This window comes from Paractinoplanes atraurantiacus, assembly GCF_900215205.1.
Classification (GTDB): domain Bacteria; phylum Actinomycetota; class Actinomycetes; order Mycobacteriales; family Micromonosporaceae; genus Actinoplanes; species Actinoplanes atraurantiacus.
Map to the genome: position 1 here is coordinate 128,881 of NZ_OBDY01000012.1, position 18,570 is coordinate 147,450.

At 72.1% G+C, this 18,570-nt stretch carries 19 protein-coding genes; 5 read left to right on the forward strand and 14 right to left on the reverse strand.

All coding sequences use genetic code 11. The features are described 5' to 3' along the window. Positions 1 to 34: 34 nt before the first annotated feature. The 10 genes from CRP55_RS25840 to CRP55_RS25885 form a co-directional block, all read right to left on the reverse strand. Positions 35 to 289: a hypothetical protein gene (locus CRP55_RS25840; protein ID WP_097322721.1), complete on the reverse strand. Its 255-nt coding sequence runs from the start codon at positions 287 to 289 to the stop codon at positions 35 to 37. A 9-nt stretch (positions 290 to 298) separates the two neighbouring features. Beyond that, entirely contained in the window at positions 299 to 1,348 is a 1,050-nt protein-coding gene (gene tsaD / locus CRP55_RS25845) for a tRNA (adenosine(37)-N6)-threonylcarbamoyltransferase complex transferase subunit TsaD (protein WP_097322722.1), read from the reverse strand. Beyond that, positions 1,341 to 1,778, reverse strand: coding sequence for a ribosomal protein S18-alanine N-acetyltransferase (rimI, locus tag CRP55_RS25850; RefSeq protein WP_097322723.1), 438 nt, complete (start codon positions 1,776 to 1,778; stop codon positions 1,341 to 1,343). The genes tsaD and rimI overlap by 8 nt, the downstream gene beginning before the upstream one ends. Next, positions 1,778 to 2,635 carry a tRNA (adenosine(37)-N6)-threonylcarbamoyltransferase complex dimerization subunit type 1 TsaB gene (tsaB, locus tag CRP55_RS25855; protein ID WP_097322724.1) on the reverse strand — a complete coding sequence of 286 codons (858 nt, stop codon included), beginning with the start codon at positions 2,633 to 2,635 and terminating at the stop codon, positions 1,778 to 1,780. Before tsaB ends, rimI begins: the two co-directional genes overlap by 1 nt. A 30-nt stretch (positions 2,636 to 2,665) precedes the next feature. Then, a complete protein-coding gene (gene ung / locus CRP55_RS25860) occupies positions 2,666 to 3,358 on the reverse strand; it encodes a uracil-DNA glycosylase (protein WP_097322725.1) in 693 nt (230 codons plus the stop codon). Beyond that, positions 3,355 to 3,819 (reverse strand): tRNA (adenosine(37)-N6)-threonylcarbamoyltransferase complex ATPase subunit type 1 TsaE, encoded by a 465-nt coding sequence (tsaE, locus tag CRP55_RS25865; RefSeq protein ID WP_097322870.1) that lies wholly within the window; start codon positions 3,817 to 3,819, stop codon positions 3,355 to 3,357. Before tsaE ends, ung begins: the two co-directional genes overlap by 4 nt. After that, the gene (locus CRP55_RS25870) at positions 3,819 to 4,877 is read right to left on the reverse strand and encodes an alpha/beta fold hydrolase (protein ID WP_097322726.1); all 1,059 of its coding nucleotides are present in this window, start codon (positions 4,875 to 4,877) and stop codon (positions 3,819 to 3,821) included. The genes tsaE and CRP55_RS25870 overlap by 1 nt, the downstream gene beginning before the upstream one ends. Further along, positions 4,874 to 6,052, reverse strand: a complete 1,179-nt coding sequence (gene alr, locus CRP55_RS25875) for an alanine racemase (protein WP_097322727.1) — start codon at positions 6,050 to 6,052, stop codon at positions 4,874 to 4,876. The genes CRP55_RS25870 and alr overlap by 4 nt, the downstream gene beginning before the upstream one ends. An 81-nt stretch (positions 6,053 to 6,133) precedes the next feature. Next, positions 6,134 to 7,594, reverse strand: a complete 1,461-nt coding sequence (locus tag CRP55_RS25880) for an NAD(P)H-hydrate dehydratase (RefSeq protein ID WP_097322728.1) — start codon at positions 7,592 to 7,594, stop codon at positions 6,134 to 6,136. A gap of 71 nt (positions 7,595 to 7,665) precedes the next feature. Beyond that, positions 7,666 to 8,034, reverse strand: coding sequence for a holo-ACP synthase (locus CRP55_RS25885; protein WP_097322729.1), 369 nt, complete (start codon positions 8,032 to 8,034; stop codon positions 7,666 to 7,668). A 163-nt stretch (positions 8,035 to 8,197) separates the two neighbouring features. Between CRP55_RS25885 and CRP55_RS25890 the strand changes: the two genes are divergently transcribed. Both CRP55_RS25890 and CRP55_RS25895 read left to right on the forward strand, forming a co-directional pair. Next, complete coding sequence (locus CRP55_RS25890) at positions 8,198 to 8,485, forward strand: hypothetical protein (protein ID WP_097322730.1); 288 nt, start codon at positions 8,198 to 8,200, stop codon at positions 8,483 to 8,485. Next, a complete protein-coding gene (locus tag CRP55_RS25895) occupies positions 8,482 to 10,239 on the forward strand; it encodes an alpha/beta hydrolase (RefSeq protein ID WP_097322731.1) in 1,758 nt (585 codons plus the stop codon). The genes CRP55_RS25890 and CRP55_RS25895 overlap by 4 nt, the downstream gene beginning before the upstream one ends. A gap of 95 nt (positions 10,240 to 10,334) precedes the next feature. Here the strand turns inward: CRP55_RS25895 and glmS are convergent, their stop codons facing one another. Beyond that, a complete protein-coding gene (gene glmS, locus CRP55_RS25900; RefSeq protein WP_097322732.1) occupies positions 10,335 to 12,218 on the reverse strand; it encodes a glutamine--fructose-6-phosphate transaminase (isomerizing) in 1,884 nt (627 codons plus the stop codon). 171 nt (positions 12,219 to 12,389) lie between these two features. Here glmS and CRP55_RS25905 point away from each other — a divergent pair, with 171 nt between their 5' ends. Together CRP55_RS25905 and CRP55_RS25910 are read left to right on the forward strand one after the other, a co-directional pair. Beyond that, a complete protein-coding gene (locus CRP55_RS25905; RefSeq protein WP_097322733.1) occupies positions 12,390 to 13,127 on the forward strand; it encodes an MmpS family transport accessory protein in 738 nt (245 codons plus the stop codon). 5 nt (positions 13,128 to 13,132) lie between these two features. Next, entirely contained in the window at positions 13,133 to 14,314 is a 1,182-nt protein-coding gene (locus CRP55_RS25910) for a pyridoxal phosphate-dependent aminotransferase (RefSeq protein ID WP_097322734.1), read from the forward strand. Here the strand turns inward: CRP55_RS25910 and glmM are convergent. From glmM to rplM, 3 genes are all read right to left on the reverse strand, one after another. Beyond that, a complete protein-coding gene (glmM, locus tag CRP55_RS25915; protein ID WP_097322735.1) occupies positions 14,311 to 15,660 on the reverse strand; it encodes a phosphoglucosamine mutase in 1,350 nt (449 codons plus the stop codon). The genes CRP55_RS25910 and glmM overlap by 4 nt on opposite strands. 140 nt (positions 15,661 to 15,800) lie before the next feature. After that, positions 15,801 to 16,298: a 30S ribosomal protein S9 gene (gene rpsI / locus CRP55_RS25920; protein ID WP_245923377.1), complete on the reverse strand. Its 498-nt coding sequence runs from the start codon at positions 16,296 to 16,298 to the stop codon at positions 15,801 to 15,803. Positions 16,299 to 16,318: 20 nt separating this feature from the next. Continuing rightward, positions 16,319 to 16,762 (reverse strand): 50S ribosomal protein L13, encoded by a 444-nt coding sequence (gene rplM, locus CRP55_RS25925; RefSeq protein WP_097322736.1) that lies wholly within the window; start codon positions 16,760 to 16,762, stop codon positions 16,319 to 16,321. Between the two features lie 652 nt (positions 16,763 to 17,414). Here rplM and CRP55_RS25930 point away from each other — a divergent pair. After that, positions 17,415 to 18,518, forward strand: a complete 1,104-nt coding sequence (locus CRP55_RS25930) for a uroporphyrinogen-III synthase (RefSeq protein WP_097322737.1) — start codon at positions 17,415 to 17,417, stop codon at positions 18,516 to 18,518. Positions 18,519 to 18,570 lie beyond the last annotated feature (52 nt).

The window sequence follows — 18,570 nt, forward strand, 5'->3', positions numbered from 1 at the left end:
GCGGGGGTACGACAATCCGCGACGCGTTTTCCCCTTAACGATCGACGGGTGTGAAGTCCCACACGTGGGCGGCACGGGCGATCAGATGAGGCGGTGGCGCGGGCATGCTCTCGGGCGTGTTCCGCCACTTCGAGATGACCACGATCCGGTTGTCGGTGGACGAGTAGACGTCGCTCGACACGTGCTGCGGAAGCACCTCGATCCGCGGCACGGCCACGTCACAGACCCAGGCCAGCAGCTCGTCGAAGCCGCTCTTGGAGGCCCGTATCTCCCACATCCGCGCGATCATGTTCGCTTCCTACCCCGCCACGCTGACCGAGGTCAATGGCATCGCGGAATCGGCAGGCAGATCGAGACGGCTGGGCGCGACACCGGCCGCGACCAGCCTCGAACCGAGCGCGGCGACCATCGCGCCGTTGTCCGTGCACAGCTGCGGACGCGGCACCCGGACCTCGATGCCGTGCTTGGCCGCCCGCTCCTCCGCCAGCACCCGCAGGCGCGAGTTCGCGGCCACTCCCCCGCCGATCACCAGGGTGCGGACGCCGTGGGTCAGGCAGGCATCGATCGCCTTGGCCGTGAGGACGTCGCACACGGCCTCCTGGAAGGAGGCGGACACGTCGGCGATCGGCACCGGCTCGCCGTCGCGCTGCCGCGCCTCGACCCAGCGGGCCACGGCGGTCTTGAGCCCGGAGAAGGAGAAGTCGAAACGGTGCGCCGCGAGGTCTTTGGCCGCCGTCAGTCCACGGGGGAAAGCGATGGAGGCGGAGCCATTTCCCGCCGTACGGTCGATGATGGGTCCGCCGGGAAAGCCCAACCCCAGCAGACGGGCCACCTTGTCGAAAGCCTCGCCCGCCGCGTCGTCGATCGTGGCACCGAGGGGCTTGACGCCGTTGGTGAGGTCGTCGACCAGCAACAGCGACGAGTGGCCGCCGGAGACGAGCATGGCAATCGCGGGCTCGGGCAGCGGACCGTGCTCGAGGGTGTCGACGGCCACGTGCGCCGCGAGGTGGTTGACCCCGTAAAGCGGCTTGTCGGCCGCCACCGCGTACCCCTTGGCCGCCGCGACCCCGACCAGCAGCGCTCCGGCGAGACCGGGCCCGCTGGTCACCGCGATCGCGTCGATGTCGGCCAGGGTGACCTTCGCCTCGTCGAGCGCGCGCTGCATGGTCGGCACGAGGGCCTCGAGGTGGGCGCGGCTGGCCACCTCGGGCACGACGCCGCCGAACCGCGCGTGCTGCTCCACACTGGACGCCAGCGCGTCGGCCAGCAGAGTGTGCCCGCGGACGATGCCGATGCCCGTCTCGTCGCAGGAGGTCTCGATGCCGAGGACCAGGGGCTCGTCAGGCATTGCGCATCATCACCAGTGCGTCCGTGTTGCTGGGTTGGTAGTAGCCGCGCCGGATGCCGACGGGCTCGAAGTCGTAGGTGGCGTAGAGCCGCTGCGCGGGCGCGTTGTCGACCGCGACCTCCAGCAGCGTCTGCTTGATGCCGAGCCGGGCGGCCTCGGCGAGCAGCGCCTCGAGCAGGGCCCGGCCGGTGCCGCGGCGCTGGCCGTCGCGCTTGACCGCGATGTTCTGCACCCAGGCCTCGTCCGGCGTGGTGGACAGACCGGCGTAGCCGATCACCTCGTCGTCCCCTTCCAGTGCGACCCGGTAGAAGTGCCGCTGGGCGAGCTCGTTCCAGAACATCGCCGGCGACCATTTCTCGTCGCCGAACAGGTCGGCCTCGATCGGCATCACGTCGGCGATGTGCCACCAGCGGAAACGCTCTATCCGCATCAGGTGAGCACCGGCTTGCGCCCGGCCGGCTCGACCGCGTCCGGCCGGCGGAGATAGAGAGGTGTCAGCTGCTCGCTGGGCGCGCCCGAACGGATGCGCTCGGCGGCCAGCGCCACCAGCGCGGCGCCGGGCGGATAAAGAAGGTGCTCTTCCACGGGTACGCCGAAGATGTCCCCGTATTTGAGCGCGCCCTCGCCGGCCGCGCGGTCGAACGCCCGGAGCTTCTTGGCCCAGTAGCCGCGATCCTCGTCGGGGTCGTCGACCACGGCGTCGATCTCGGCGCGGGCCAGGACGGCCGCGAGCCGGGCGGCCTCGACGCCGGCCAGCGCCGTGGCCGACTCGATGATCTCGGACTCGGACAAGGCGGCCGACTCGGCCGCCTCGCTGGTCCTCTTCCGGTACGCCTGCCCGAGCACCTCGGCCACGTCAGCCGGCTTGGCCACCTCGGGACCGAACAGCCGCACACCGTCCACATAGGTCGCGAAGTACACCTCGCGGCGCCGCGCGTCGGTGGCGACCAGCACCCGTCCCGGCCCGGCGGCGCGGCCGATCCCGTCGAGCGAACACACCCCGTACGTGGGAATGCCCAGAGCCTGTCCCATGCTCGCGGCGGTGGCCAGGCCGACCCGCAGGCCGGTGAACGGCCCCGGCCCGAGCCCGGCGACTATCGCGCCGAGGTCACCCGGCCGGACCTCCGCCTCGGCGAGCGTGGCGGAGATCTCGGGCGCGAGCTTCTCCCCGTGGGCGCGAGGGTCGACGGTGCGCCGCTCGGCGACCCCGGTGAGGCGGTCGGCGGTGACCTCCACCAGGGCGGCCGTCGACGCGGGGGTCGCGGTGTCCAGAGCCAGTACGAGCACGTCCCCGACCCTAACGCGCCGCCGTCTCCGTTATCCGGCGACCGGCTCGGCTCGCGGATCCCAGTCGATCAGCGGGCGGCCGCCGTCGGCCAGCGCCTTGTTGGCCGCGCTGAACGGGCGGGCGCCGCGGAACCCCTTCGGGTTGAGCGGGCTGGGGTGGCCGGCCTCGAGCACGGCGTGGGCCGGATTGGTGATCAGCGCGGCCTTCTTGCGCGCGTAACCACCCCAGAGCAGGAAGACGACCCGCTCGTTGCGAGCGTTCAGCGCCTTGATCGTCGCGTCGGTGAAGGCCTCCCAGCCCTTGCCGCCGTGCGACGCCGCGGCGCCGGCCCGGACGGTGAGGACCGCGTTGAGCAGCAGCACACCCTGCCGCGCCCAGCCGGTCAGGTCGCCGCTCTTCGGCGGCGCGACGCCGACGTCCTCGGCCAGCTCCTTGAACACGTTGCGCAGCGACGGCGGGATCCGCACGCCCTCACGCACGCTGAAGCTCAGGCCTTGGGCCTGGCCGGCGCCGTGGTAAGGGTCCTGGCCCAGGATCAGCACGCGGGTCTGCTCCGGCGGGCAGAGCCGGTACGCCGCGAACAGATCCTCGATCGGCGGATAGATCGTGTGCTCCGCGTACTCCGCCGCCACGAACTCGCCCAGCGCGGTGGTCTCTTTCTCGTCGAGAAAGCCGGCAAGCTCGGCCCGCCAGTCGGCCGGCAGCAGTTCCGCCAGATTCACGGTTGTCCCTTCGTCATGGTTTCTACGCGCCTTGCCCAGTCGCCGCCGTGCGGGACCAGCTCGATCACCCGCGTGTCGTCGTCCAGCCGATCGATGCGGACCTGCAGATATTCGTCGTTCAGTTGCTCGACCATCCCGGCGCCCCACTCGACGACAGTGACGGCGTCGTCGGCCGAGGCGTCCAGGTCGAGGTCGTCGATCTCGGCGCGCGGGTCGGGACTGTCGCCCAGCCGGTACGCGTCCGCGTGCACCAGCGGCGTGCGCCCGCGATGGACCCGGGCGATCACGAACGTCGGCGACGTGATGGCGTCGGTCACGCCCAGGCCGGCCCCGATGCCCTGCACCAGGGCCGTCTTGCCCGCGCCGAGCGGACCGGTGAGCAGCAGCAGATCACCCGCGCGGAGCAGACCGGCGAGCCGCTGCCCGAACGCGTGCGTGTCCTCGACCGTCGGCAGCTTGATCACGAGATCTTCTCCAGGAAGGGCACGAGCACGGCGTCGACCTCGTCCGCCTTCTCCAGCATCACCACGTGACCGCTGTTCTCAATCTTGACCAGCTCGGCCTCGGGCAGATATTTGAGGATCTGCTCGGAGTGGGCGACCGGCGTCAGATAGTCCTTGGTGCCGACGATGACCAGCACGGGAACCCCGCGCAGGGCGGACAGCGCCGGGAAGCGGTTGTGCGTGTAGAGCGTCTGCAGATACTTCGTCAGCGTCTCGGCCGAGGTCTTCGAGTTCATGCTCTCCACGAACGTGACCAAGGACGGGCTGGGCTTCGGCTCACCGAAGCCGTACCGGCGGGTCAGCAGCCAGGAAAGGTCGGACGACACCATCCGGGCCCGGTCGATCCGGCTGCCGCCGAGCTGGGCCGCCTTGCCCCACAGCGGGAAGAACGGCGCGCTGGCCCGGGCGACCAGCGACGGAATGCCGATCTTGGCCTTGTCGATCAGGCCGGCCGAGGTCGACATCAGCACGACGCCGGTGACCCGTTTGCCGAACCACTCCGGATATTGCTCGGCGAAGGCCATGATGGTCATGCCGCCCATCGAGTGGCCGACCAGAATGATGTGCCCGTCCGGCACGGTCGCGTCGAGCACCGCGGCCAGCGACTTGCCCAGCGCGGCGATGTCGTAGTCGCCCGACTTGAGCCGGCTGGACTTGCCGTGCCCGGGCTGGTCGTAGAAGACCAGCCGCTGGTCGCCGCGCGCGGTCAGCGCCTTGCGCTGGAAGTAGAAGGTGCCCATGTCGAGCGCGAAGCCGTGCACGAAGACGATGGTGGGCTTGGCGCTGGGTTTCCGCGGCTCGACGATCTCGACGTGCAGGTCGGTGCCGTCGGCCGCGGTCACGGTCAGCTCGCGGTCGAACGGCTGGTCGCCGAAGGGCTCGTCCACGTGGGGGTCGCCGGGCGCGTTGACCGAGCGGCGCACGAGGGCCCGCTCGACGGCGAACGCGGTGGCGAGACCGGCCGCGACGACGCCGACGGCGGCGCCCGCGATGCCGACCTGCTTGGCCCGGCTCATGAGGCGCCCCCGTCGTCGACCCGCGGCTCCCGCATGCTGCCGTCGTGGACCCGCGGCTCCCCCGTGCTGCCGTCGTAGACCCGCGGCACCCTCGCGCTGCCGAACCTGGTCACGATCTCGTAGTTGATCGTGCCGACCACCTCGGCCCAGTCGTCGGCGGTCGGCCCGCCGTCGTCGCCCGGCCCGAACAGCGTGGCCACCTCGCCCGGCTCGACCGGGTCGTCGCCGATGTCGAGGACGATCTGATCCATGCAGACCCGGCCGGCGATCGTCCGCCGCTTGCCGCCGAGCTGCACCGGGCCGGCGTTGGAGGCGTGGCGGGGCACGCCGTCGGCATAGCCCAGCGGCACCAGGGCCAGGGTCGTCTCCCGCTCGGTGTAGTACGTATGCCCGTACGACACGCCCTGACCGGCCGGAACGCGCTTGGTGAGCGCCACCCGGGCCCGGGCGGTCATCGCCGGCCGCAGCCCGAAGGTCTCGCCCGCGATCGGCGACAGTCCGTAGACCGCGATGCCCGGGCGGACCATGTCGTAGTGGGTGTCGGGCCTGGTCAGCGTGGCGGCGGAGTTGGCGATGTGGCGGTAGCGCGGGGTGATGCCGAACCGCTCGGCCGTGGCCAGCCCCTCGGCGAAGACGGCGAGCTGGTGATCGATGGTCTCGTGGCCGGGCTCGTCGGCGTAGACGAAGTGACTCCAGATGCCGACCACGTCGATGTCGCCGTCGGCCTGCGCCTTCGCCGCCGCCTCGAGCAGCGCCGGCCACTCGGCCGGCGTCGCGCCCCCACGGGACAGGCCTGTGTCGATCTTGAGGTGTACGCGTGCGGGCCGCTCCGCCCGCCGCGCGGCCGTGACCAGCTCGGCGAGCAACTCGAGACTGCCCGCGCTCAGGTCGATGTCGGCCGCCACGCCCTCGTGCAGCGGCATGCCCGGGGAATGCAGCCAGGACAGCACCGGCGCGTCGATGCCGGCCCGCCGCAGCTCCAGGCCCTCTTCGAGGGTCACCACACCCAGCCAGGTCGCACCGCCGGCCAGCGCGGCCCGGGCCGCCGGCACCATGCCGTGCCCGTAGCCGTCGGCCTTGACGACCGCCATGACCTCGGCGGTGGTGCGGGCGCGCAGCAACGCGACGTTGTCCCGGATTGCGTCCAGATCGACCCGGACCTCGGCCTGCCACATGATCCCAGCCTACTTATTCGGTATGACGATTTCCCTTACGGCGTACCCCGCATCTCGCTCACGGCGTACCCCGCATCCCGGTCACGGCGTACCCCTCAAGAGGTCGCCGACGACCGGGCGCAGGGCGGCGGCCACGTCCGGCGCGGTGACCGGGCCGTCGAGCGCGGCCCGGCGCCCGGCCAGCCCGTGCGCATAAGCCGCGGCCACGGCGGCCCGCTCGGGCTGCAGCCCACCGGCCAGCAGCGAGCCGAGCAGCCCACCCAGCACGTCGCCGCTCCCGGCGGTGGCCAGCGCCGACGAGCCGGTCGGGTTGACCCAGACCTCGCCGGCCGGGGTGGCCACGATCGTGCGGTCGCCCTTGAGCAGCACCACCGCGTTCATCCACGAGGCGAGCCGTAGGGCACTGCCCACCCGGTCGGCGCCGGGCGCCTCGCCGGCCAGCCGCTTGAACTCGCCGTCGTGCGGCGTGATCACCAGAGGCGCGTTGCGCCGCAGGTCTTTGGCGTGCTTGCCGTCGACCAGCAGGGTCAGCGCGTCGGCGTCGAGCACCACCGGAACCGAGGTCGCGAGCACACTGCGCAGCGCGGTGCGCGCCTCCTCGTCGGTGCCGAGACCCGAACCGCACACCCAGGCCTGCACCCGGCCGGCGTCGTTGACCTTGGGCACGGCCACGACGGAGGGATGGGCGCGGACCACCTCCTGATGACCGCTGCCCGCATAGCGGACCATGCCGGAGGGGCCGGCCAGCGCGCCGGTCGTCGACAGGACCGCGGCACCCGGATAGGTCGCCGAGCCGGTCGCGACGCCGACGACACCACGCGTGTACTTGTCGGAGGCCGGGCCCGGCTGAGGCCACCAGCCCGCGATGTCGCCCACGTCGGGCACCCGCAGGGCCGGATCGGCGCGCAGGACCGGGCCGAGACCGATGTCGACCAGCTCGACCTGCCCGCAGCGCGGCGCCGCGGCCCCCACGAAGTGGGCCGGTTTGTAGCAGCCGAAAGTCACGGTGACATCAGCGGTCACGGCCTCGCCGGGCACGTCGCCGGTGTCGACCGCGACCCCGCTCGGCACGTCGACGGCGACGATCGGGGCCCTTGCGCCCGTACGCCCCCTCAGGCTGCCCAGCGCATCGACGATCACCGTGGCCGGCGGGCGCAGACCACCGGTCGCGCCGATACCGACGATGCCGTCGAGCACCAGGTCGGCGCCGTCGGGCAGGTCGCGCACGGTGAAACCGCCCGCGGCCCGCAACGCGGACAGGCCGGCCAGATGGACCCGCTCGGGCCGCAGCAGCAGCGCCCGCACCTGGGCGCCCCGCCGGGCCAGGGCAGCGCCGGCGTAGAGCGCGTCACCGCCGTTGTCGCCGCTGCCGACCAGCAGCAGCACCCGGGAGCCGTAGACGCCGCCGCTGTCCTGAAGCAGCAGCGCGCACCGGCGGGCCAGCCCGGCCGCCGCCCGCTGCATCAGCGTGCCCTCGGGCAGCGTGGCCATCAGAGCCTTCTCGGCCGCCCGCACATCGGCGACCCGCCATGCCTGCCGCATCTCGTCCTCCAGCCGCTGGGGTGTGCCGAGAGTTCTATGCCGTGGGTACGACAATTTCGCATCGGCGCTGGTCAGGACTCGGCGACCACCATCGCCGAGGCGATTCCCCCGTCGTGCGACAGGGAGAGGTGCCACCGGTTGATCCCTCGCTCGGTGGCGGCCGCGGCGACCGTACCGGAAACCGTCAACCAGGGCCGCCCGTCGGGATCGGAGACGATCTCGCAGTCGTGCCACCGGAGCCCGGCCGGGGCGCCGAGGGCCTTGGCCACCGCCTCCTTGGCCGCGAAGCGCGCGGCCAGCGACTCGGCCGAGCGCGGGCTGCCGGAGCCGGTCAGCCGCTCGTCCTCGGTGAAGAGCCGAACCCCCAGCAGCGGTGTCCTGTCGAGGGCGCGCGCGAAGCGCTCCACCAGAACCACGTCGATGCCGACAGCCACGATCACTCGCCCACCCTAACGGTCCGCCCATGCGGTCGCCTTTAGCACCAGGCAGGGCCGCGCTCAAGGCCCTGTGGACGGGTCCGCGGCGGTTGTCCACAGGGCCGCCCACGGAGGTCGCGAGGCCCCTAACGTCGGCGCATCCCTTCGCACCGCCTGGAGGCTGCCGATGCAACCCGATCTCGAAGTCGACACCGAAGAGCTGCGCCACGACGCCTCGGCCGTGGCCGGCACAGCGTCCCGGATCATCGTGGGGGCGGCCCAGGCGCCGTCCCCCGACACCACACCGAGATGGGTCACGGCCGACGCGGCCATGCTGGCGGCCCTGGCGGCCCGCCAACAGCTCGGCCTGATCGGCGCCGAGGTGGCCGACACCGCCCGCCGGATCACCACAGCCGCCGCCGACTACGAGCTGGCCGACGCCCGGGCCGTCACCCGCCTGAGGCTGAGCCGATGACCAGCGACCCCAGCCGTGCCCACGAGCAACCGCAGGCCACAGACCCCGGCCGGACCTACGGACAGCCGCAGGCCACCGACCCCGGCCGGGCCCACGAGCAGCCGCGGGTTGCCGACCCCGGGGTGGTCCACGCCCGGTTGCGGGTCACCGACCCCGGCCGGTGGCGGGCGCTCGCCCTCTCCTGGCGCCGTTGGGCCGACCTGGCCGGCCGTCTGGCGGCCGAGCTCACGGCACGGCTCGTGGCGCTCGGCCGCTCATGGACGGGCGCGGCGGCCACCGCCGCCACCCGCCGGCTCGCGGGCCTGCAGCGCCGGCTCGTGCTCTTCCGCCTTCATTGCTGGCGGGCCGACCAGATCGTCAGCGAGTTCGCCGCGGCCCTGGAACGCGCCCGGCGCCTCCTTTCCCGCGCCTCTCCCGCCGACGGCGGCGCGGCCGCAAGCACCGCCGCAATGGGCGGCGCAGGCACGGGCGGCGCAGGCACGGGCGGCGCGGGTGGCGCTGGCGCGGGCGGCGTGGGTGGCGCTGGCGCGGGCGGCGCAGGTGTGGGCGGGACAGGCGCGGGCGGGGCCGCTGATGGGCCGCTGATCAGCGGGGAGCTTGCCGCGGCGATCTCGGTCGCCGCGCGTGCTGATGCGCAGGCAGCGGGTGCCCTTAGCCGGCTAACCGACGGGCTTCAGACCTCGGCCGCGCCGCCCGGTGCGGCCAGGCCGGACTGCACGGCGTCGCCCGCCGAGGTGCGCGGTTGGTGGGCGGCCCTGCCACCCGCCCAGAGGCAGTGGCTTCTGGTCACCGAGCCGGGAGTGCTGGCCGGGCTCGACGGCGTTCCGGCCGCCGACCGCGATGTTGCCAACCGCCTCCTGCTCGACAACCGGCGCGCCGAGATCGACCGGGCCATCGCCGGCTCTCGCGGCGACGATCGGGATCGGCTGCGTCACGTACGCGACGGGCTGGCCGCCCTGAGCGACCGGCTGGCCGACGGTGATGGTCCGCGGGCCTATCTACTACGGCTCGACCTGGCCGGTGAAGGGCGCGCGGTGGTGGCCCTCGGCGACCCGGACCGGGCCGGCAACGTGCTCACCCACGTGCCCGGGATGACGGCCGACCTGGCGTCCTTCGGTGCTGAGCTGACCCGGGCCGAGCGGGTCGCGACCCGGGCCGCCGAGCTGGGTCCCCAGGTCGCGTCGAGCGCCGTGCTGTGGCTCGACTACGACGCACCCGACTTCGTCGACGAGGCCGCCCGCTCGGGCCAGGCCGAGGCGGCGGCTCCGGTGCTGCGGCGGTTCCAGGAGGGTCTCCGGGCCGGCCACGACGGAACGCCGGGACGGCAGACGGTGCTCGGCCACAGCTACGGCTCGCTCGTGGTGGGCCGGGCCGCGACCGGCCCGGGGCTCGATGCCGACAGCGTCGTCTTCGTGGGCTCACCAGGTGTCGGCGTCGACTCCGCAAACGACCTGCGCCTGCGGACCGGGGAGGTCTGGTCCTCCACGGCCCGCGACGACGTCATCCAGTGGGCTCCCGTCGCGCCCGGCGGCCTGGCCCGCGACCTCGCCGTCGCCGCCGCGGTCCCTTTCGTGGGGCCGTGGCTCGCCTTCGGACGGCCGGAGGACGATCTGTGGTTCGGCCACAACCCGAGCGACCCCGGCTTCGGCGCCCGGGTCTTCCCGAGCGCCCCGAAAGGCCACGTCGGCTATTGGGACCCCGGCAACCCGGCCCTCGACACGATGGCCGCCATCACCCTTGGCACAGCCCGATGACACCGCCCGCCTCAGACCGGCCGCCGCCCACCGGACGACACGAAGGCCGCCCCGGCGCGGTGGGCGCTGGGACGGCCTTCGCCAGGCGGGGCCGGTTACTCGACAGTGACGGACTTGGCCAGGTTGCGGGGCTGGTCCACGTCGTGGCCCCGGGCGGCGGCGATCTCGCAAGCGAGGATCTGCAGGGGGACCGTGGTCATCAGCGGGGCCAGCAGTGTGGGGGTGTGCGGCACGGTGATGAGGTGGTCGGCGTAGGCGCGGACGTCCTCGTCGCCCTCCTCGGCGATCACGATGGTGCGGGCGCCCCGGGCCCGTACCTCCTGGATGTTCGAGACGACCTTGTCGCGCATGACGCCCCGGCCGGCCGGCGAGGGGACCACGCAGACGACCGGGGTGCCCTGGTCGATCAGGGCGATCGGGCCGTGCTTGAGCTCGCCCGCCGCGAAGCCCTCGGCGTGCATGTAGGCCAGCTCCTTCAGCTTCAGGGCGCCCTCCAGGGCCACCGGGAAGCCGACGTGGCGGCCGATGAAGAGCACCGTCGAGGCGGTCTTCAGGTCGCGGGCCAGGGCGCGCACGTCCTCCATGGAGTTGAGCAGCTCGCGGAGCGCGTCCGGGGTGCTGCGCAACTTCTCGACCACGGCCGCGACCTCGTCGGCGTACATGACGCCGCGGATCTGGGCCAGGTGCAGGCCGATCAGATAGGTGGCGACCAGCTGGGTGAGGAACGCCTTGGTCGAGGCCACCGCGATCTCCGGGCCGCCGTGCGTGTAGAGCACCGCGTCGGACTCGCGGGGGATCGTCGAGCCGTTGGTGTTGCAGATCGCCAGGACCCGGGCCTTCTGCTCCTTGGCGTGGCGCAGCGCCATCAGCGTGTCCATGGTCTCGCCGGACTGGCTGATCGCGATCACCAGCGTGGAACGGTCCAGGATCGGGTCGCGGTAGCGGAACTCGCTGGCCAGCTCGACCTCGCACGGGATGCGCACCCAGTGCTCGATCGCGTACTTGGCGACCATGCCGGCGTGGTAGGCCGTGCCGCAGGCGACGATGAAGACCTTGTCGATGTCGCGCAGGTCCTGGTCGGTCAGGCGCACCTCGTCGAGGACGATCTCGCCGCGGTCGGAGAGGCGGCCCAGCAGGGTGTCCGCGATGGCCTGCGGCTGCTCGGCGATCTCCTTGAGCATGAAGTAGTCGTATCCGCCCTTCTCGGCGGCCGACGCGTCCCAGTCGATGTGGAACTCCTGGCCGAGGGCGGGGGAGCCGTCGAAGCCGGTGATCTCGATGGCGTCCGGGGTGATCAGGACGACCTGGTCCTGGCCCAGCTCGATCGCCTCGCGGGTGTGCTCGATGAACGCCGACACGTCGCTGGCCAGGAAGTTCTCGCCCTTGCCGCGGCCGACGACCAGCGGCGAGTTGCGGCGAGCCGCGACGACCGCGTCCGGCACGTCGACGTCGACGGCGAGCAGCGTGAACGCGCCCTCCAGGCGGCTGACCGTGCGGCGCATGCCCTCGGCCAGCAGCTGCGGGCCGTCCACGGCGCCGGACTCGCGCAGCTTGCGCACCTCGGCGGCGAGCAGGTGGGCCGCGCACTCGGTGTCGGTGTCGCTGGCGAACTCGACGCCGGAGGCCTCCAGCTCGGCGCGAAGGCGGCCGAAGTTCTCGATGATGCCGTTGTGGATGACGGCGACCCGGCCGTCGGCCGACAGGTGCGGGTGCGCGTTGCGGTCGGTCGGCCCGCCGTGCGTCGCCCAGCGGGTGTGCCCGATCGCCGTACGCCCGGTGGCGATCTCGTCGGACGGCCGGTCGGCCAGAGCCTTCTCCAGGTTGGCGAGCTTGCCGGCCTTCTTCTCGGTCAGAACCTTGTCGCCGTCGATGACCGCGACGCCGGCGGAGTCATATCCGCGGTACTCCAGCCGGCGCAGGCCGTCGAGAACGATGCTGAGCGCCGGACGACCGCCGACGTACCCCACGATGCCACACATGACGGGCACTGTAGCCGACGTCCGCTCATCCGTCATGCGCGAGAAGCACCCTTTCGAGCACACGCTATGCGCAAAACGGTCCGAACGGAGGGTGGCGGCGCCGATCGGCTGGCGTCACGGGCGTACCGTCGGCTGACGGACATCTGACCAGCGCTCGCCCCGGGAGAGACGTTGAGCAGCAATACTCAGCCCGACCAGTCGCGGCCGGACCCCGGCCGGACGACGCCGGGTGACCCGACGTTCAGCCCCGGGTACGCGTCTCTTCCGCAGCCGCCGGACCCGGACTACCCGCCCACCTCGGAGTTCCCGGCCACCGCCTCCGACAACGTTCCGCCCGGCTACCCACCGCCCGGCTACGGCACCCCGTACGACCCGTACGACGGCGGATATCCGCCGCCCGCAGGCCCCACGCAAAGGCCGCCGCGGAAGAGCAACGTGCCCATCGTGGCGGTGATCATCGCGGTCACGCTTCTGCTCTGCGGCGGCGTCGGCACGGCCGGCGTGCTCATCGCGCGCAACGTCACAGAAAAGGCAAAGGAGGCGGTGGCCCCGATCACCGGCCTTCCCTCGGTCAAGCCCGAGCTGCCGGCCGCGCCGACCGGCGGCCCGGGGTTCGGCGCCAAGGTCAGCGTGACGTACGAGGTGACCGGCGACGGCCCCGCCTCGCAGCTGCTCTACGTCGAGTCGCTCAGCGAATCGCCCCAGCGGCTCGAGAGCGTGCAGCTGCCCTGGAAGTTCACCGGCGAGATCGACACCCCGACCGTGCTCAACGTCACCGCCTTCCGCCTCGGCGACCCGGACGGCACGATCAGCTGCCGGGTGCTCGTCAACGGCGAGGAGGTCGCGCGGAACACCTCCGATCCCGGTACGTTCGGCACAGTCACCTGCAACCACTTCGCGTTTGAATAGGGACGATGACGAGCGACCCCCTCGTCGAACGGATGCGCCCGTTCGGCACCACGATCTTCACCGAGATGTCCGCGCTGGCCGTCCGCACCGGCTCGATCAACCTCGGGCAGGGTTTCCCGGACACCGACGGCCCGGCCGAGATGCTCGACGCCGCCGCCCGGGCTCTCCGCGAGGGCGCCAACCAATATCCGCCGCTGCCCGGCATTGCCGCCCTCCGCCAGGCCGTCGCCGCCCACGAGCAGCGCTTCTGGGGCCTTTCCCGCGACCCCGACTCCGAGATCGTGGTCACCGCCGGCGCCACCGAGGCCGTCGCCGCCGCGATTCTCGCCCTCTGCGAGCCCGGCGACGAGGTCGTCTGCTTCGAGCCCTACTACGACTCGTACGCCGCCTCGATCTCTCTGGCCGGCGCCGTCCGACGCCCGGTGACCCTTCGCCCCGGCCCCGGCGGCCGCTACGGCTTCGACGAGGATCAGCTCCGCGCCGCCTTCGGCCCCCGCACCCGCCTGGTGCTGCTCAACTCGCCGCACAATCCCACCGGCAAGGTCTTCACCCGCGCCGAGCTCACCCTGATCGCCGATCTCTGCCAGGAGTACGGCACGTACGCCGTCACCGACGAGGTCTACGAGCACCTGGTCTTCACCGACGCCGCCGAGCCGCACGTGCCCCTGGCGAGCCTGCCCGGCATGCGCGAGCGCACGCTGCGCATCTCCTCGGCCGGCAAGACCTTCTCCTGCACCGGCTGGAAGGTCGGCTGGGCCACCGGCCCGGCCTCGCTGGTCTCCGCGGTCATGCGGGTCAAACAGTTCCTGACCTTTGTGAACGCCGGCCCGCTGCAACCGGCCGTCGCCGTCGCTCTCGGCCTGCCCGACGACTACTTCACCGGTTTCCGCGCCGCCCTCCAGGCCAGGCGCGACCGGCTCGTGACCGGGCTGACGGAGGCCGGCTTCGACGTTCAGCCCTCCGAGGGAACTTACTTCGTTACGGCCGATATCACCCGATCGGGTGGCACGAGCGGCATCGAATTCTGCCGCGCCCTGCCCGAGCGGTGCGGTGTCGTGGCCGTACCCACCGAAGTCTTCTACGACGACAAGGCGGCGGGCCGCCACTTGATCCGCTTCGCCTTCTGCAAGCGCGAAGAGGTCATCGAAGAGGCAGCCCGCCGCCTGGCGAAACTGAAGCAGAGCTAGGCGGGGCTGGCCGCCCGCACCTCGTCCGCGATCCGGGACGCCACCGCGCGCGCCTGCTCCTCGGTGGCGGCCTCGACCATCACCCGGACCAGCGGCTCGGTGCCCGACGGGCGCAGCAGCACCCGGCCGGTCTCGCCCAGTTCGTCCTCGGCCAGCGCCACGGCCGCCTGCACCGTCGGGGCGGCCGCGCCGGCCTCACGGTCGCCGACCTTCACGTTGATCAGGACCTGGGGCAGCGTGTGCACCACCGAGGCCAGGTCGGCCAGCGACTTGCCGCTCGCCGCGAGCTGGGCCATCAGGTGCAGCCCGGTCAGCACGCCGTCGCCGGTGGTGGCGAAGGCCGGCATCACGATGTGCCCGCTCTGCTCGCCGCCCAGGGCCAGGCCGTCCGCGGCCAGCGCCTCCAGCACGTACCGGTCGCCGACCTTGGTCTCGAGCAGCTTGATGCCGTTCTGCTTCATCGCGATGCGCAGGCCCAGGTTGCTCATCACGGTCGCGACCAGCGTGTCGTCGGTCAGCGTGCCCGCGTCGCGCATGGCCAGGGCCAGGATCGCCATGATCTGGTCGCCGTCGACGACCTCGCCCGAGGCCGTCACGGCCAGGCAGCGGTCGGCGTCGCCGTCGTGCGCGATGCCCAGGTCGGCGCCGTGCTCGACCACGGCCGCCTGCACCTTGTCCAGGTGGGTGGAGCCGCAGTCCTCGTTGATGTTCAGGCCGTCCGGCTCGGCGTGGATCGCGATGACCTCGGCGCCGGCCTCCTCGTAGGCCACCGGGGCGACCTCGCTGGCCGCGCCGTTGGCACAGTCGACCACGACCTTGATGCCGGCCAGCGAGTGCGGCGTCGAGCCGACCAGGTGCTTGATGTAGTGCTCGGCGCCGTCGAGCAGGTCGTTGACCCGCCCGATGCCGGCGCCGGTGGGACGGCCGATCAGTCCGTGCCCGTCCTCGATCGCCTTTTCGATGCGCTCCTCCAGCTCGTCGGGGAGCTTGGTGCCACCCGCGGCGAAGAGCTTGATCCCGTTGTCGGGCATCGGGTTGTGCGACGCCGAGAGCATGACGCCCAGGTCGGCGCCGGTCTGCGCCACCAGGTAGGCCACGGCCGGGGTGGGCAGCACGCCGACCCGCACCACGTTGGCGCCGGCGCTGGTCAGGCCGGCCACGACGGCCGCCTCGAGCATCTCGCCGCTGGCCCGCGGGTCACGGCCGACGATGGCCAGCGGAGGGTGGCTGCCGTCGCTCTCGACCAGCACACGGGCGGCCGCGACCGCGACGGACAGGGCCAGTTCGGGGGTGAGGTCGCCATTCGCGAGCCCGCGTACGCCGTCGGTACCGAAGAGTCGCCCCATGGCGGTTTCCTTTCGCCGGCGGCCCAGGGAAGGGAGGGGCCGATCCGGGGTGCGTGCGTCGTTGAAGGGGAGGGAACGCAAACGGCCGGGCCGCGGCCCCGCGAGGGGCGCAACCCGGCCGTGTCAGACTCGGCGCAAAATCAGCGCTTCGAGTACTGCGGAGCCTTACGGGCCTTCTTGAGACCGTACTTCTTGCTCTCCTTGACGCGGGCGTCACGGGTGAGGAAGCCGGCCTTCTTGAGAGCCGGACGGTCGTCGGGCTCGTTCGTGATGAGCGCCCGGGCGATGCCGAGGCGCAGCGCGCCGGCCTGACCGGTGATGCCGCCACCGCGCAGGTTGGCGATCACGTCGAACTGCTCTTCCTTCTCAGCGGTGACGAGCGGCTCACGGATGAGCTGCTGGTGCACCTTGCTGGGGAAGTAGCTCTCCAGCTCACGGCCGTTGCACGTGATCTTGCCGCTGCCGGGCACGAGGCGCACCCGGACGATGGCCTCCTTGCGGCGGCCGACGGTCTGGATGGGACGGTCACCGGGACGCGGGGCGCGGACCGGGGCCGGCGCGGGCGTCTCGACCACGACGACCGTCTCAGCGGGCTCCTCGACGGTCTCGACGACCTCGGGCTCGATGATGTCGGACATGCTGCTGCCTTCTCCCGCGCTCACTGCGCGATCTGGGTGATTTCGAACGGCTGGGGCTGCTGAGCGGCGTGCGGGTGCTCGGCGCCCGGGTAGACCTTCAGCTTCTTGATGATCTGCCGCGCGAGCTTGTTGTGCGGGAGCATGCCCTTGACGGCCAGCTCGACCGCCTTCTCGGGGCGCTTGGTGAGCAGCTCCTCGTAGCCGACCTGCTTGAGGCCGCCCGGGTAGCCCGAGTGGCGGTAGGCGACCTTGGTCTGCCGCTTGTTGCCGGTCAGGGCCACCTTGCCGGCGTTGATGATCACCACGTAGTCGCCGGTGTCGACGTGCGGCGCGAAGATCGGCTTGTGCTTGCCGCGCAGAAGGTTCGCGGTGTGGGTGGCCAGGCGGCCCAGGACGACGTCAGAAGCGTCGATAATGTGCCACTGACGCTCGATCTCACCCGGCTTCGGGCTGTACGTACGCACAGAATTACCTTGTCTTGTCGTCGGTCTGGGGTCGCGCGCTGGTCGCGGCGAACGCGAACATCAAGCCTACCCCGGGGGGCGCGCTCGCAGCTGTCGCACAACAGCAGGCAACAATACCCGGCCGCGCGGCGCGTGGTCAAAACGTGCAGGGTCACAGCGATCGGCGGTCGCGCCGATTGCCCGCAAGGACTTCGCCCCGCAAGGACCTAGGCCGACGTGACCTCCAAACATATGCGTGTCAAGCATACCCGGCCCTTTGAACACGCCCGGCACCGGGATCCAAGGTCACCGAGGTCACAACCCGGCGACGGTTAGCAGGCTCGAAACAAACGGGACGCGAGGGCGAAATTCCCGGAAGGCACGCTTCCGGCATGGCCATGGGTGCGGGGACCTCGACGAAGCGGGCCGGTGGAAGCCGGTACGCCGCGGGCGGGCGCACTATGGAAGAGCCACCGTCAGGGTTGAGGACGGACCTGACGGTGTCCGCCGAGCCGGTCATCCGGTTCGGCGAGGAGGAGTCGCGGCGCGCGCCGGCCGGAGGTACGGCGGAGAACGCAGGCGTGACATGGGAGCGGGTCGACGCTGAGGACGGCGGGCTCCGAGCGTGCCCTTCGGTGGACCGGCCGGCCGCGTCGCGACTTCTTCGGAAAACATGACCAGCCAGGTGGCGAGCCGGTCCGAACTGTCCGGCTACACGGTGGGCGTCACCTCGGACCGCCGCCGCGACGAGCTCGCGAGCCTGCTCGAGGGCCGCGGTGCCCGGGTGGTGCTGGCGCCGGCCCTGCGCATCGTCCCGATCGCCGACGACGCCGAGCTCAAGGCCGCGACCAGGGCCTGCCTGGAGACCCCACCCGACGTCGTGCTGGTCACCACCGGCATCGGCATGCGCGGCTGGCTCGAGGCGGCCGAGGGCTGGGGCCTGTCCGAGCCGCTGCGCACGGTCCTCTCCCGCGCCTATCTGATCGCGCGGGGCCCCAAGGCGCGGGCCGCGGTCCGCGCCGCCGGCCTGCACGACCAGTGGTCCCCCGAGGGCGAAAGTTACGAGGAGGTCGTCGAACACCTCCGCGCCCGCGGCCTGACCGGGCGGACCGTGGCCATGCAGCTGCACGGCGAGAGCCAGCCCGAATACACCGAGGCCCTGCGCGAGGCCGGCGCCCGCATGATCGAGGTACCGGTCTACCGCTGGGCCCCGCCGGCCGACCCCGCTCCGCTGCACCGCCTGGTCGACCTGATCACCGGCCGCCTGGTCGACGCGGTCACCTTCACCGCCGCCCCCGCCGTCACCGCCCTGCTCCGCGCCGCCGGTCCCGCCGCCGACCCCGTTCTGGAAGCGCTGCGCACGGACGTCCTGGTCGCCTGCGCGGGCCCGGTCACCGCCGCTCCCCTGCGCCGCCACGGCGTTCCGGTCGTGGCCCCTCCGCGCGCCCGCTTGAGCGCCCTGGTCCGCACGATCGCCGGCGAGCTCCCCAAGCGCGCCGTCTCACTGGAGGTAGCGGGCCACAACATAACGTTGCGTGGCCACGCAGCGATCGTGAACGGAGAGCTACGCCCCTTGGCGCCGGCTCCGATGGCCGTCCTGCGGGCGCTGGCCTCAGCCCCCGGCCGCGTCCTTTCCCGAGCCGCTCTACTCCACTCACTCCCCCGAGGCGCCGACGAACACGCGGTGGAGATGGCCGTCGCCCGCCTGCGGGCGGGCCTGTCCATTCCAGGAGTCGTCCAAACAGTGGTCAAGCGGGGCTATCGCCTGCCGGCTTGAACGTTCGGCGATGTCGTGGCGGGTTGAGGCGCTTACAAAGACTCAAAAGACG

Coding starts and splice junctions, on each gene's coding strand:
- CRP55_RS25840 (WP_097322721.1), bottom strand. CDS start 289: ATGATCGCGCGGATGTGGGAGATACGGGCCTCCAAGAGCGGCTTCGAC.
- tsaD (WP_097322722.1), bottom strand. CDS start 1,348: ATGCCTGACGAGCCCCTGGTCCTCGGCATCGAGACCTCCTGCGACGAG.
- rimI (WP_097322723.1), bottom strand. CDS start 1,778: ATGCGGATAGAGCGTTTCCGCTGGTGGCACATCGCCGACGTGATGCCG.
- CRP55_RS25870 (WP_097322726.1), bottom strand. CDS start 4,877: ATGAGCCGGGCCAAGCAGGTCGGCATCGCGGGCGCCGCCGTCGGCGTC.
- alr (WP_097322727.1), bottom strand. CDS start 6,052: ATGTGGCAGGCCGAGGTCCGGGTCGATCTGGACGCAATCCGGGACAAC.
- CRP55_RS25880 (WP_097322728.1), bottom strand. CDS start 7,594: ATGCGGCAGGCATGGCGGGTCGCCGATGTGCGGGCGGCCGAGAAGGCT.
- CRP55_RS25890 (WP_097322730.1), top strand. CDS start 8,198: ATGCAACCCGATCTCGAAGTCGACACCGAAGAGCTGCGCCACGACGCC.
- CRP55_RS25895 (WP_097322731.1), top strand. CDS start 8,482: ATGACCAGCGACCCCAGCCGTGCCCACGAGCAACCGCAGGCCACAGAC.
- glmS (WP_097322732.1), bottom strand. CDS start 12,218: ATGTGTGGCATCGTGGGGTACGTCGGCGGTCGTCCGGCGCTCAGCATC.
- CRP55_RS25910 (WP_097322734.1), top strand. CDS start 13,133: ATGACGAGCGACCCCCTCGTCGAACGGATGCGCCCGTTCGGCACCACG.
- glmM (WP_097322735.1), bottom strand. CDS start 15,660: ATGGGGCGACTCTTCGGTACCGACGGCGTACGCGGGCTCGCGAATGGC.
- rpsI (WP_245923377.1), bottom strand. CDS start 16,298: ATGTCCGACATCATCGAGCCCGAGGTCGTCGAGACCGTCGAGGAGCCC.
- CRP55_RS25930 (WP_097322737.1), top strand. CDS start 17,415: ATGACCAGCCAGGTGGCGAGCCGGTCCGAACTGTCCGGCTACACGGTG.